This window comes from Streptomyces qinglanensis (assembly GCF_900111245.1).
GTDB classification, from domain to species: domain Bacteria; phylum Actinomycetota; class Actinomycetes; order Streptomycetales; family Streptomycetaceae; genus Streptomyces; species Streptomyces qinglanensis.
On the sequence record NZ_FOGO01000005.1, the window covers coordinates 44,304 to 57,321 of the forward strand.

Consider the following 13,018-nt stretch of genomic DNA (forward strand, 5'->3'; position numbering starts at 1 on the left):
CCGCTGCGGCAGTGGAGCGGCGGGGACGGTGAGGAACAGCCTATGCGGGACCGCCGAGCGGCGCTGTCTCGCAGGCCACGGGGCAGGTCGGCACCCCCGCGCTACCGGGGTGCCGCGACGGAGGGGACGGGCCGCGCTGCGGGGCGCTCCGGCGTCCACCGGAGCGCCCCGCGGCGCGGGACCGGTCAGCTCTTCTCGGTGACGCCGGCCGCGTCGAACGTGGCGACCTCGTGCATCGCGCGGGCCGCGCTCTGCACCATGGGCAGGGCCAGCAGGGCGCCCGTTCCCTCGCCGAGCCGCAGGTCGAGGTCGAGCAGCGGGCGCAGTCCCAGTTTGGTGAGCGCGGCGACGTGGCCGGGTTCGGCGCTGCGGTGCCCGGCGATGCATGCGGCGAGCGCCTCGGGGGCCACGGCTCGCGCCACCAGCGCGGCGGCCCCGGCGCTGACGCCGTCCAGGATGACGGGGGTGCGCAGCGAGGCACCGCCGAGGATCAGCCCGACCATCGCGGCGTGCTCCAGTCCGCCGAACGCCGAGAGCATGCCGAGCGGGTCGGCCGGGTCGGGCTGGTGCAGTTCCAGCGCGCGGCGCACGACCTCGACCTTGCGGGCGTGCGTCTCGTCGTTGATGCCCGTACCGCGTCCGGTGACCTCAGCGGGGTCGGCGCCGGTGCAGGCGGCGATCAGCGCCGCGGAGGCGGTGGTGTTGGCGATGCCCATCTCGCCGGTGAGCAGCGCCTTGTTGCCGGCCGCGACCAGATCGCGGGCGGTCTCGATGCCCACCTCCAGGGCCCGCTCGACCTCTTCCTGGGTCAGCGCGGGGCCGGCGGTCATGTCCGCCGTCCCGGCCCGTACCTTGCGCGGCAGCAGGCCGGGGGTGGTGGGCAGTTCGGCGGCGACGCCGACGTCCACGACGCACACCTCGGCACCCACCTGGTTGGCGAACGCGTTGCAGACGGCGCCGCCGCCCAGGAAGTTGGCCACCATCTGCGCGGTGACCTCCTGGGGCCAGGGGGTCACACCCTGCTGGTGCACCCCGTGGTCCCCCGCAAAGACCGCGACGGCTGCCGGTTCGGGCACCGGGGGCGGGCACTTGCGGGAGAGGCCGCACAGCTGGGCCGAGATGATCTCCAGCATGCCGAGCGCCCCGGACGGCTTCGTCATCCGCTTCTGCCGCTCCCATGCCTCGCCGAGCGCCTTGGCGTCCAGCGGGCGGATGGTGCTGAGCGTCTCGGCCAGCATGCCGGTGGGCTCGGCGCCGGGCAGCGCGCGGCGCCCGTAGGACTCCTCGTGGACCACCCACGACAGCGGGCGCCGCTTGGACCAGCCGGCCTGCATCAGCTCGGGCTCGCCCGGGAACTCGTCGACGTAGCCCACGCACAGGTAGGCGACGACCTCCAGATGTTCGGGCAGTTCCAGCGCGCGGACCATCTCGCGCTCGTCGAAGAAGCTGACCCAGCCCACGCCCAGCCCCTCGGCCCGCGCTGCGAGCCACAGGTTCTCCACGGCCAGCGCCGAGGAGTAGGGGGCCATCTGCGGCTGTGTGTGCCGCCCCAGCGTGTGCCGCCCGCCGCGCGTCGGGTCCGCGGTGACGACGATGTTGACGGGGGTGTCGAGGATCGCCTCGATCTTCATCTGCTTGAACTGCTTCGCCCGGGCCTTGGGCAGCGACTTGGCGTAGGCGTGGCGCTGCCGCTCGGCCAGCTCGTGCATGGCCCGCCGGGTCTCCTCGGAGCGGATGACCACGAAGTCCCAGGGCTGCGAGTGCCCGACGCTGGGCGCGGTGTGCGCGGCCTCCAGGACGCGGAGCAGCACCTCGTGCGGGATCGGGTCAGGGCGGAAGCCGTTGCGGATGTCGCGGCGTTCGCGCATCAGCCGGTGCACGGCTTCCCGCTCGGCCTCGGCGAACCCGGGCGCGGGCTCACCCGCGGGGGCGGCGGCCACGGGCTCCTCCTGCGCGGCCCCGCCGTCGGGGGCCTCGCTCCCGGAAGCCTGTGCGTCGGGGGCCTCGCTTCCGGCGTCTTCGCTTCCGGGATCTTCGTTCCCGGCGGGCTGATCGGCGGTGGGTTCACCGCCGGTGGCCGGGTCGACGGTGACGGCGTCGGGGACCGGTTGCCCGGTGGACTCCGCCGTGCCCGGCTCCGGCGCGCCGGTGGACCCGGGGGCGGTGCCCGCGTCGGCGGCGAGTGCCTCGTCCGGTGTTCCGGCAGGGGCCTCGGGGCCGGCTGCGGCTTCGGGCCCGGGCCCGGGCCCGGCGGGAGCGGCCTCGGGGGCCGGGGCCGCCGGATCCGCGGCCTCGGCAGCGGCAGCCGCTTCGCCGGACGACGGTGCGGGGCCGGGCGCAGCACCGGTGTCCGCGGCCTCGGTGGAGGCGCCGTCGGCGGCCTGCGCCGCGGAGGTCGCGCCGTCGGCGGGCACGGCAGTGCCGTCGGAGGGGGCCGGGGGCTCCGCACCGGGCCCGGTCGGCGGTGCGTCGGCGGCGTGCTGCTCGGCGGCCGGGTCGGGCGCCGGGGTGCCGTCCTCGGGCACCGGCTCCGCGGCGGGCTCTCCGCCGGAAGCGTCGGTGTCCGCGGCGGGCGGCTCGGGTGCGGCGGCCGGAGCGGGTTCCGCTGCGGGCTGCGCGGCAGCGGCGGAGTCGTCCGCGGCGGAGTCCGCCTCCTGGGCGGTGGGCCCGGCCGGGGTCTGCGGCGCCTCTCCCCCGGTTTCGGCCTCCGGTGCCGCCGGGGCCGGTGCCGCGCCCGCGTTCTGCGGTGCGGCCTCTGCGGCCGGTGCGGGGACGGCGGCCTCGGGGTGCGCGGTGGCGTTCGCGGCGGAGCCGGGGGGCGCGTCCGCCGCCGTCCCGGGAGCAGCGGCTTCGGGGACTGGCATGGACTCGGGCTCCTTACCGGGCTGTGCCTCGGACGCGGTGGTGCCCGGGGAGTCTGGTGCTGTTGCCTGCTCGGGGATCACGGGGCTGTCCGGCCGGGGGGCGGCGGGCTGCTCCGGATCCTGGTTTATCGGCGGAGCGGTCGACGGCGGTACGGCCGCCTCCTGCTGCGGCACCGGTGTACCACCCTGCGCGGGAACGGTGGGCGTCTCACCGGGCTGCGCCTCCCGGCGCGGTCCGGGCACGGTGTCGTGGACGGGGCCGTCCTGCCCGGGCGCGTCCCCTTCCGGTTCCGGGGGGAGCGCGGCGGCGGGGGCCGGGCCGCTCTCGGCGGGTGCTGTCCCGGCTGCCGTTCCCTGGGGCTGGGCGGGGTGCTGTGGTGCGCCGTCCCCCTGCCCTTCCGGCGGTGCGGGAGCCGCGGCGGCGTCGGCCGCGGCGGGCGCCGCGGGGGCGCCGGGGGCGGACTCGTCCGCGGCGGGGGCGGAAGCCTCGGCGGGGACGGGCTGCGGGGCCCTGTCGTCCTGCTGGGGCGGGAGCTGGCCCAACTGCGGTCCCGGCAGCGGCTCCTCGGCGGAGGGTGCGGCCTGGCCGGGCTGCGAAGCCGGGTCCTGCGCGGTGGCGGCCGGGTCCTGCGCACCGGTCTCCGGTGCGGACTGCTCGGCTCCGGGCTGCTGGGTCTGCTGGGGCTCTGCTGAAGCCTGCGCTCCGGACCGACCGGCAGCCGGTGCGGGCGGGGCGGCGGACTGCTCGGGCGCCGCCGGAGCGGTGCTCTGCGGGTCCATGACAGCAGGTGCTGTCCCCGGGAGGGCGTCGGCCTGCTGCTCGGCCGGAGCAGCGCCCGCGACCTCCGCAGCCTGCGTGTCCTCCGCGGCCTGCGTCTCCTCCGCGGCGGAGGGAACGGATGCCTGCTGAGCGGGCATCGGGGGCTGCTGCTCGGCCGCGGGTCGGCCGTCCCCGGCGGCGGACGGCTGCGGCGCGCCCTGCACGGGTGCGGCCTGCGGGGCCGCGGCGGCCGGCTGCGCGGTGGCGCGTTCGGAGAGCGGGCGCACGGTGCCGGACTGCTCGGGCACCGGCGGTCCGAGGTGCAGCGGGCGGCGCGGGCCGGAGCCGGAAGTGTTCTGCTTCGCGGTGGGCGCGGGCTGCGGCTGCTGGGGGGCGCGCACGGCGCTCATGTCGTACGCGCCGGAGTCCCGGCCGTCGGCCTCGTGCGCTCCCTGGGCCGGGCCCGGCGCCTCGGCCTGCTCCTCGGCCGGGGCGGGCTGGGCGGCGGCCTGTGCGTCCTGTTGCTGCGCGGCGTCCTGCGGCCCGTACCCGTGCTGCGGGTGCGCGCCGGTGCCGGTCGCGTCCTGCGGTGCCGGGGCGCCGTCCGGTCCGTACTCCGCTCCGGAAGGGAACCCGCCGTCCTGCGGCAGGGGTCCGGCGGCCTGCTGCGGCTGCCCGTACGGGTCGTACCCGTATCCGTAGCCGCCCTCCTGCTGGGGCTGCGGGGCCGGCTGCCCGGGAGCGGGCACCGGCTGCTCGTTCCAGGCGCCCTGCGCGGAGGGCATCAGCAGCAGGTCCTCTTCCTCATAGGACTCGTGGGCCTCGTGGGCCTCGTGGGTCTCGTGGGGTTCGTGGTTCGCATGAGGATCGTGGTGAACGTGCGCGGCGTGAGTGGAGTGCGCCTGGACCGCTTCCTGGACGTCACCGCTGCCGTCGGCGAAGGAGTAGCCGCCGGAGCCCGGGATGTCCGGCTGCCCCTCCGGCTGCTGCCCGCCTGCGTTCTCCGGCAGCCCCTCGCCCGGGATCTGACCGGTGTCAGTCATGCGTTCCCCTCGCCCATCGCTAGTGCTCCTTCCGACCGGCGGACGGACCGCCGCGCCCCGCAGATGAAGAACGACCACGCACTCTGTGCGGCACGTGCCTCCCGCTACACCATTCGGACAACGGCGGACGAAGCGTCAACCCCGAACGGTGGCACAACAGTCCATCAGCCTACCCGGCACGGCGGACCCCGCCCGCCAGGGGTGGGAGAGAAAGCGCACTTCGTCGCGGTTCGTCACGCACGACGTCACAGAGGTTCAGTTCCGGACAGCGGACAGCAGGAAGACGACGGAGCGTTCGGTCTCCGTCCACCCGGCCGTCTCCAGCCGCACCGACTGGAGGAGGGCGCACTCGACGGCGTATCCCCGCTCCCCGAGGGCCCGTCCGGCGGCCTCGGCCTCGTCGCGGGTACCGGCGTGCGTCACGATACGGGCGGGGCGGCGGTCCGCCACGGCGGTGACGGTGGCCGTGCCTCCGGCGCCGATCCGCACCACGTCGGGCTCCGGCAAGTCCTCCAGGATGTGCGGCGCGACGCCGTGCACGATCTCCAACTGGACGCCGAACCGCCGCGCGGCGGCGTAGCCGCGGCCGCAGGCGTCGGCGTCGCTGTCGACGGCGATGACCGCGGCCCCGAACCGTGCGGCCTCCACGGCGAACGCGCCGCTGCCCGCGCCGATGTCCCAGACGAGGTCTCCCGTGCGGGGCCCCAGCCAGGCCAGTTGGGCGGCACGCAACTGCGCCGACTCACCCGCTGCGGGCCCGGCGCCGCTCCCCTCCGCCGGCTCTCCGGCGTACTCGGCCGGCGGCAGGGCCCAGCCGCGGACCGCGGGCGGGTAGCCGACCTCGTGGCCCGCGAGCCATCCGGTGCCCTGGGTGGCGCCGCTGTCCGCGCCCGCCCCGCTGCCGCCGACGACGATCACCACGTTCGGGTCGCGCCAGGTGTGGTCGGCGACCTTGTCCGAGGTGAGGACGGTGACCTGCTCGCGGTCGGTGCCCAGCGCCTCGCAGATGACGAAGGTGCGGTGGACCCCGTTCAGCAGCAGGGCGAGTTCGGCGGGCCCGGCGCCGGGCGAGGTGAGGACGGCGACCTTGTTGTGCGCCCGGCAGACGTTGACCGCGCGGCGCAGCGTACGGCTGGTGGCGACCACGAGCTGGGCGTCGTCCCAGGGCATCCCGGCGCGGGCGAAGGCGGCGGCGACCGAGGAGACGGCGGGCACGACCTCGACCTCCAGACCGTGCTCGGGGGCGCGCAGGGTCCGCACGACGCCGAAGAAGCCGGGGTCGCCGTCGGCCAGGACGACGGCCGTGCCGCGGTGGCGTGCGATGCGCCGTGCCGCGAGGGAGGTGCTGCCGAGCCGGATGCGCTCGGCGCGCGGCGGGACCTCGGGCAGGGCGAGATGGTGCGCCGCTCCGGCGACGAGGGTGGCCGCCGCGAGGGCCGAGCGGGCGGCGTCGGTCAGCGGCGAACCGTCCCACCCGATCACGGTGACGCGGTCGGCCATGGTGGGTGTCTCCTGGCTGGTCTGTGCACATCGCAGGTCGGGCCCACAGAGCGTACCCCCTGTCGCGGCGGCGCAGCGCCCGCGCACCCCGCCGCGTCCGGCGGTCCGCGCTCCCGGGCCCGGCGGGCGGTGTGTCAGCGCCCCCGCGGCCAGCCGGGGTGGGGCGCGTAGCCGCCGGTCCCGGCGAACTGGTCGAAGCTGCCCTCCAGGTCCTCGGGCAGCAGGCTCCAGACGATGAGGTCGGTGCGGATCTCCGCCCAGCCGCCTTGGGTCCCGGTCTGCGAGGACCCGAAGTTCTCGGTGCGGGTGCGGGCTATCCACGCGTTGCGCAGCACCCCCTCGCTGATGCAGCCCAGCTTCTGGGCGACCTGCTGGGCCGCGGTGTTGTCGGCCGCCGTGCGCAGCTCCAGGCGTTCGAACTTCTGGTCCTGGAAGAGCCAGTGGGCGACGGCCGCCAGCGACTCGGAGGCGTACCCCTCGCCGCGGGCCCAGGAGGCGGTGGCGTAGAGCGCGTGGGCGGAGAGCACCCGCCAGTCCGCACCGTGCAACTCGACCAGGCCGACGAGCCGCTGGGTGAGCAGTTCGGTCACGGCGAAGACGATGCCGTCGCCGGAGGTGCGCCGGGCGGGGGCACCGCGGGTGACGAAGTCCCGGGCCCGGTCCTCGCCGTAGGGCACGGGCGACGCCAGCCACGCGGTGATCTGGTCGTCGGCCATCATCGCGGTCAGCGCGGGGACGTCCGCTTCCTCGAACGGGCGCAGCACGAGCCGGTCCGTGCTGATCGAGATGTCCGGGAAGGTCGAGGTCATGCGCCGCTCCTACACGTCGGGGTGCACAGCATGCAGCATCGGCACCAGGATGCGCAGCGCCGGGCCCGCCCCGACAGGCGGACCCGGCGCTGATCAGAGACTTGTCGACACGGGGACTTTCCCCGGTTCAGGCCGTGGGGTCACGATCCCACAGGCCCGAAGACCGGTTCGATCGCCCCCTGGTACTTGTCCTCGATGAACTTCTTCACCTGGGGGGAGTTGAGCAGCTCGGCGAGCTTCCGGATCCGCGGGTCGTCCTGGTTGCCGTCCTTGACCGCGAGGAAGTTGGCGTACGGGTTGCCCTCGGCCTTCTCCGCCACCAGCGCGTCCGAAGCGGGGTTGAGCCCGGCGTCGACGGCGTAGTTGCCGTTGACGACGGCGGCGTCCACGTCGTCGAGAGCGCGGGGGACCGCCGCGGCCTCCAGTTCCTTGAACTCCAGGCCCTTGGCGTCGGCGATGTCGCCGAGGGTGGCCTCCGGCCCCGCGCCGGGCTTCAGCCCGATGAGCCCGTGCTCGTCCAGCAGGTGCAGGGCGCGGCCCTCGTTGGTGCTGTCGTTGGGGACGGCCACGGTGTCGCCGGACCCGATGCCCTTGAGGCTCTTCTCCTTCCTGGAGTAGAGGCCCAGCGGCTCCAGCTCGACGTTGACGACCGGCCTGATGTGGGTGTGCTGCTTCTCGTTGAAGTCGTCGAGGTAGGGCTTGTGCTGGAAGAAGTTGGCGTCGACCTCGCCGCTCTCGGTGGCGGTGTTGGGCACCACGTAGTCGTTGAACCTGCGGATGTCGAGCTGCAGCCCCTCCTTCTCGGCGAGGTGCTTCTGGACGTACTCCAGGATCTCGGCGTGCGGGGTGGGCGAGGCGGCGATCCTGAGGGTCTGCTCGTCCTCACCGCCCCGGCCGAGGCCGTAACCGATCAGGGCCAGCGGGACGACGACGGCTGCGGCCACCGCGGCGGTACGGCCGCGCCCCAGCCTGGCGAGCCGCCGCCCGGCGCCCCCGTCGGCGCCGTGCCCGCCGCCGCGGGCCGTCAGCAGCCGTACGGCGGCATCGCCGACGAGCTGCACCGCGGTGACGACGACGATCAGCGCGACGACCGTGGCGACCATGACGCCGGTCTCGAAGCGCTGGTACCCGTACTGCACGGCCACCGAGCCGAGTCCGCCGCCGCCGACGGTGCCCGCCATCGCCGAGTATCCGATCAGCACGATCACGGTGGTGGTCAGTCCGGCGACCAGGGACGGCAGCGCCTGCGGGAGCAGCGCCTTGAAGACGACGGTGGGGGTGCCGCCGCCCATCGCCTGCACCGCTTCGACCAGGCCCCGGTCGACCTCCCGGACGGCGGTCTCCACCAGCCGTGCGAAGAACGGGATCGCGCCGATGGCGAGCGGCACCACGGCGGCCGTGGAGCCGACGGACTGGCCCACGACGAAGCGGGTGAAGGGGATCAGCGCGATCAGCAGGATGATGAACGGCAGCGATCTGCCCACGTTCACCAGCGCGCCGAGCACGCGGTTCACCGGCCTGTTCCGCAGCATGCCGCCCTTGTCGGTGAGGACGAGCAGCAGCCCCAGGGGCAGGCCGCCGACCAGCGCGACGAGTGCGGAGCAGCCGACCATGTAGAGGGTGTCCCAGAAGCCCTGGAACAGCAGCGGCTGCATCTGCGACCAGCTCATTCGGCACCTCCCTCGGCGCGTGCGGCGGCCTGCCCCGCGGGGGCCGCCACCGCTTCCGCGCTCCGTTCGCCGGGCGGGGCGCCGGCGTCGCCTGCGGCGCCGTCGGCGACCGCGGCGACGTCGACGGTCAGGCCCTGCTCGCGCAGGAATCCGATCGGCACCACGTTCTCCTCGAATCCGCCGGGCAGTTCGATCCGCATCCGGCCCACCTGCTTGCCGGCGACGGTGTCCATCGCGGCGCCCAGGATGGAGATGTCGACGTTGTAGGTCCGCGACAGCTTGGAGATCACCGGCTCGGTCGCCGTCTCGCCGTGGAAGGTCACGTCGACGACCGTGCGGCCGGGCGCCGAGGGCTCCCCGCCGACCGGGAAGAGTTCACCGGCCAGCTCGGAGCCGGGCGTGGCCAGCAGTTCGGCGACGGTCCCGGACTCGGTGACCCGCCCGTTCCGCATCAGCGCGGCCGAGTCGCAGACCGCCTTGACGACGTCCATCTCGTGCGTGATCAGCAGCACCGTGAGGCCGAGCTGCTCCTTGAGGTCGCGCAGCAGCCGGAGGACGGAGCGGGTGGTCTCCGGGTCGAGCGCGGAGGTCGCCTCGTCGGAGAGCAGCACCTTGGGGTCGCCAGCGAGGGCGCGCGCGATGCCGACCCGCTGCTTCTGGCCCCCGGAGAGCTGGCCCGGGTAGGAACCGGCCCGGTCGGCGAGTCCGACCAGGTCGAGCAGCTCGCGGGCCTTGCGGGTGCGCTGCTGTCCGGAGTGGCCCAGGATCTCCAGCGGCAGTTCGACGTTGCCGAGCACGGTGCGCGAGGACAGCAGGTTGAAGTGCTGGAAGACCATGCCGATCCGGGCGCGGGCCGCGCGGAGCTCCTTGCCCGCGCGGTTGCCGCTGCCGGAGCGGGCGGCCAGGGCCGTCAGGTCCTGGCCGTCGACGGTGACGGTGCCGGAGGTGGGGCGTTCGAGCAGGTTGACGCAGCGGATGAGGGAGGATTTCCCGGCGCCGCTGCGGCCGACGACGCCGAACACCTCGCCTTCTTCGACGTGGAGGTCGACGCCGTCCAGTGCGGTGACCTCGCGGTCCCGCGTGCGGTAGACCTTTGTGAGGTCCGTTGTGGTGATCACAGAATCGTCCGTGGTGTCGGTGGGATGAGCGCTTGCGGTGGCGTCCGGGCAGGCGTGCGGCAGCGGTACGGGCAGAGCGGATCCACGGTGGTGCAGTGCGCGGGGCGCGCGGGCGGTGTGTGCTCCCCGGCGTCCGGCCCGGCGGGCGGGGACGGCGGGAGCGGCTCTGCCCGCGGTGCTCGGCACGCGGGCTCGTGACTCGCTTCGGGGCGCGAGTCGCCTCGGTCAGCTCAGGCGGGGGCCCTCAGCGGGCACACATTCGCCCGATGGGCGACGGCCAGGCGCGCACAGGCATACAACGAGCACCGGGCGCCATCGTCGCCTCGGTCGCCAGGGTGCGGCAGCTCGTCGTGTTCATGGGGCACAGTAAATCAGACGGGTTCGGCCGCACGGCGCACTCTGTCCGCATCGCGGACGGCCGGATGGACACCGTGCAGCGGTCCCGACCGCGGTCAGTCCTCCGCGACGACGGTCACGCCCGAGGCTGTGACCTGGGCCGTCACCGAACCGAGGTGCTCGACGACGACGTCGGCGCGCAACTCGTCGCGGGGGTGCGTTGTGGCCAACCCCACGGTGCCCATGCCCGCCCTGCGGCCCGCCTCCAGTCCGGCGGGTGCGTCCTCGAAGACCACGCACCGCGCGGGGTCGGCGCCCAGCTTCCGCGCCGCCAGCAGGTAGGGCTCCGGGTCGGGCTTGCCGCGGGTGATGTCGTCGGCGGCCACGAGGAGCGGTGCCTCGACACCCACCGCGCGCAGCCGGGCCTCGGCCAGCTCGCGGGTGGCCGAGGTGACCACGGCCCAGCTCCCCTCCGGCAGCGCGGCCAGCAGTGCGGCCGTGCCGGGCAGGGCGACGGCACCGCCGCGCGCCACGTCCTCGATCTCCAGCCGGCCGATCCGGTCCACGGCCTCGGGGACCCGCTCGGCGGGCAGCAGATCGCCCACGATGTCCGCGGCCGGGCGCCCGTGCAGCTCGACGGCGGCGAAGTCCTCCGGGCTGATCCCGTACTCCCGCGCCCAGGCGGTCCAGCAGCGGAGCACCGAGTCCATCGAGGAGAGCAGGGTGCCGTCGTTGTCGAACAGCAAGGTCACGGGGGCTTCGAACTTCATGCCGGGCAGCGTACGCGGGCGTCCGGGGGCGCACGTCGGCGGGCTCGGGCGCCCTTCTAGACTCCTTCACATGCTCACCCCGCTCACCGTCACGCTCGCCGTGGCCGCGCTCGTGCTGGCGGCGTGGTGCGGCTGGGCGGCCTACCGCGACCAGCCCACCAAGGACTGGCACTTCGTCGGCATGGCCGTGGTGACCCTGCTCGCGCTGGCCCAGCTCGTGGTCGGCATCGTCCAGGCCGCGCGGGGCCACACCGCCGCCGACGGCTCGGTGATCTTCTTCTCCTACCTGGTCGGCGTGGTCGCCTGCGTGCCGGTGGTGGGACTGCTCTCGCTGACGGAGCGCACCAAGTGGGGCTCGCTGACGGTGGTCGCGGGCGCCGTCGTGCTGGCGGTGCTCCAGGTGCGGCTGTACGACATCTGGGGAGGCGGTACCGGTGGCTGAGGACACGAGGGACGAGGCGGCCGGCACCCCGGCGGACGGTACGGCGAAGGCCGCGGCCGGGCGCGCGGGGATCAGCAGCGGGCCGGGCAAGCTCCTGGTCACGCTGTACGGGATCTTCACGGTGGGCGCGGCCTCGCGCTCGGCGGTCCAGCTCTCCACCCGCTTCCACGAGGCGCCGCTGGCCTATCTGCTCTCGGCGGCCGCCGCGCTGGTGTACGCGTTCATCACGCTGTCCCTGGTGCGCGGCGGCGAGGGGGCCAGGAGGGCCGCACTCGCCTGCTGCGCGCTGGAGCTGTTCGGCGTGCTGGCGGTGGGCACCTGGACCCTGGTGGAACCGTCCGCGTTCCCGGACGCCACCGTGTGGTCGGACTACGGCATGGGGTATCTGTTCATCCCGGTGCTGCTGCCGGTGACGGGGCTGTGGTGGCTGCGGCGCGGCCACCACAGCCCGGCGGCTGCCGAAGGCTAGGCGCTCGCGGCGTACTCGGCGGCGTCCTTGGCGAGCGCCACCAGCGTCACGCGGCGGTCGCGCTCGGTGCCGACCGGGGTGTAGCCCAGCCGCCGGTACAGACGCAGATTGCCCTCGCTGCGGCTGCCGGTCACCAGGTGGTAGCGCTTGGGTCCGAACGCGTCGGCCAGGTGGGACTCGACGGCGGCGAGCAGCCGCCCGCCCAGTCCGTGCCCCTGGAGGCGGGGGTGCACGCACAGCCTGCCGATCTGCGCCGTGCCCTCGGCGTCGACCCTGCCGCGTACGGTGCCCACGACCTCCTCGCCCAGCCGGGCCACCAGCACGCAGCCCGCGGCGAGCTCGGCCCGCAGTTCCTCCAGCGTCTGGACCAGCGGCTCGATGCGGTAGTCGCCGTAGAGCTCCGCCTCGCTCTGGAAGCAGAGGTACTGGAGCTTCAGTATCTGTTCGGCGTCGTGTTCGTCCGCCGCAGAGATGGTCACGCTCATGCCCATGTGCGCATGCCTCCCCAAGTTGTGTGCGCACGGGCACGGGAGAGTGAGGGTGCCGTGTCCGTGCTGTCTGCCCTGGTGACGCCGGTTGCCTCTCGCACCCTTCCCCTGAGTCCAGGTGGTGGAACCTGTGCCGCGAGCATTCTGCGCAGGCATTCCAGGCAGCGGGAACGCAGCGGCCCCAGCGCACCCTGTGACATTCCCAACTCACGGGCGATTTGGGGGTATGTGGGGTCTTCCCCGGACAGCAGGGCACCCAGCACGGCGGGGCAGCGCCCCGGCAGCCGGGCGACGGCCGCGGTCAGCTCGCGGCGGCGCTCGGCGGCCAGCAGCGGCGCCTCGGTGTCGCTGGCCGGATCGGCGGTGCCGTCGGTCGCGGTGATCCGCTGCGGCCAGGCCGCGCGGGGCGGCGGTTCGGCGGCCCCCGGCAATGCGCGCGGTCCGCGGGAGCTCTCGTGGGCCTCGGCGCGCACCGCGGCGGCCAGCCAGGCGGCGGGGTCGGCGGGCGGGCCCGACGTGCGCAGCCGCTCCAGCCAGCGCAACCGGACGCCCTGCAGCAGGTCCTCGGCGTCGGTGCCGGGGAGCGCCGCGGCCTCGGTGGCGCACTCGGCCCGCAGCAGAGCCCGCAGGTCCGGCTCCCGGGGGGAGGGCCCCGGCTCGTGGGGTTGGCTCATACGCGGCTGCACGCGCGCCGCCCGTCCGCGGTTGCGGAACGGACGGCGCCTCACTCGTGCGGGTGAGATCGGACC

Annotated in this window: 10 protein-coding genes; 2 read left to right on the forward strand and 8 right to left on the reverse strand. The window is 74.9% G+C overall.

Annotation, left to right across the window (positions count from 1 at the left end; translation table 11 throughout):
- Window positions 1–185 precede the first annotated feature (185 nt).
- The 6 genes from cobT to BMX65_RS12745 all read right to left on the reverse strand — a co-directional run bounded on the left by cobT (window position 186) and on the right by BMX65_RS12745 (window position 10,870).
- Window positions 186–4,667, reverse strand: coding sequence for a nicotinate-nucleotide--dimethylbenzimidazole phosphoribosyltransferase (cobT, locus tag BMX65_RS12720; RefSeq protein ID WP_075000359.1), 4,482 nt, complete (start codon window positions 4,665–4,667; stop codon window positions 186–188).
- Between the two features lie 255 nt (window positions 4,668–4,922).
- Window positions 4,923–6,167, reverse strand: coding sequence for a precorrin-6y C5,15-methyltransferase (decarboxylating) subunit CbiE (cbiE, locus tag BMX65_RS12725; protein WP_075000360.1), 1,245 nt, complete (start codon window positions 6,165–6,167; stop codon window positions 4,923–4,925).
- A gap of 134 nt (window positions 6,168–6,301) precedes the next feature.
- Complete coding sequence (locus tag BMX65_RS12730) at window positions 6,302–6,976, reverse strand: GNAT family N-acetyltransferase (RefSeq protein ID WP_075000361.1); 675 nt, start codon at window positions 6,974–6,976, stop codon at window positions 6,302–6,304.
- Between the two features lie 140 nt (window positions 6,977–7,116).
- Window positions 7,117–8,646, reverse strand: coding sequence for a MetQ/NlpA family ABC transporter substrate-binding protein (locus BMX65_RS34275; RefSeq protein ID WP_075000362.1), 1,530 nt, complete (start codon window positions 8,644–8,646; stop codon window positions 7,117–7,119).
- Window positions 8,643–9,764, reverse strand: coding sequence for a methionine ABC transporter ATP-binding protein (locus BMX65_RS12740; protein WP_075000363.1), 1,122 nt, complete (start codon window positions 9,762–9,764; stop codon window positions 8,643–8,645). The genes BMX65_RS34275 and BMX65_RS12740 overlap by 4 nt, the downstream gene beginning before the upstream one ends.
- Window positions 9,765–10,216: 452 nt before the next feature.
- Complete coding sequence (locus BMX65_RS12745) at window positions 10,217–10,870, reverse strand: HAD-IA family hydrolase (RefSeq protein WP_075000364.1); 654 nt, start codon at window positions 10,868–10,870, stop codon at window positions 10,217–10,219.
- A gap of 70 nt (window positions 10,871–10,940) precedes the next feature.
- On the opposite strand from BMX65_RS12745, the gene BMX65_RS12750 reads away from it, so the two are divergent.
- Both BMX65_RS12750 and BMX65_RS12755 read left to right on the forward strand, forming a co-directional pair.
- A complete protein-coding gene (locus tag BMX65_RS12750) occupies window positions 10,941–11,312 on the forward strand; it encodes a hypothetical protein (protein ID WP_075000365.1) in 372 nt (123 codons plus the stop codon).
- Window positions 11,305–11,781, forward strand: coding sequence for a hypothetical protein (locus BMX65_RS12755; RefSeq protein ID WP_075000366.1), 477 nt, complete (start codon window positions 11,305–11,307; stop codon window positions 11,779–11,781). The genes BMX65_RS12750 and BMX65_RS12755 overlap by 8 nt, the downstream gene beginning before the upstream one ends.
- Here the strand turns inward: BMX65_RS12755 and BMX65_RS12760 are convergent.
- Together BMX65_RS12760 and BMX65_RS12765 are read right to left on the reverse strand one after the other, a co-directional pair.
- Window positions 11,778–12,272, reverse strand: a complete 495-nt coding sequence (locus BMX65_RS12760; RefSeq protein WP_075000367.1) for a GNAT family N-acetyltransferase — start codon at window positions 12,270–12,272, stop codon at window positions 11,778–11,780. The two genes, BMX65_RS12755 and BMX65_RS12760, sit on opposite strands and share 4 nt — an antisense overlap.
- The gene (locus BMX65_RS12765) at window positions 12,263–12,943 is read right to left on the reverse strand and encodes a sigma-70 family RNA polymerase sigma factor (RefSeq protein WP_075000368.1); all 681 of its coding nucleotides are present in this window, start codon (window positions 12,941–12,943) and stop codon (window positions 12,263–12,265) included. Before BMX65_RS12765 ends, BMX65_RS12760 begins: the two co-directional genes overlap by 10 nt.
- Between the last annotated feature and the right edge of the window lie 75 nt (window positions 12,944–13,018).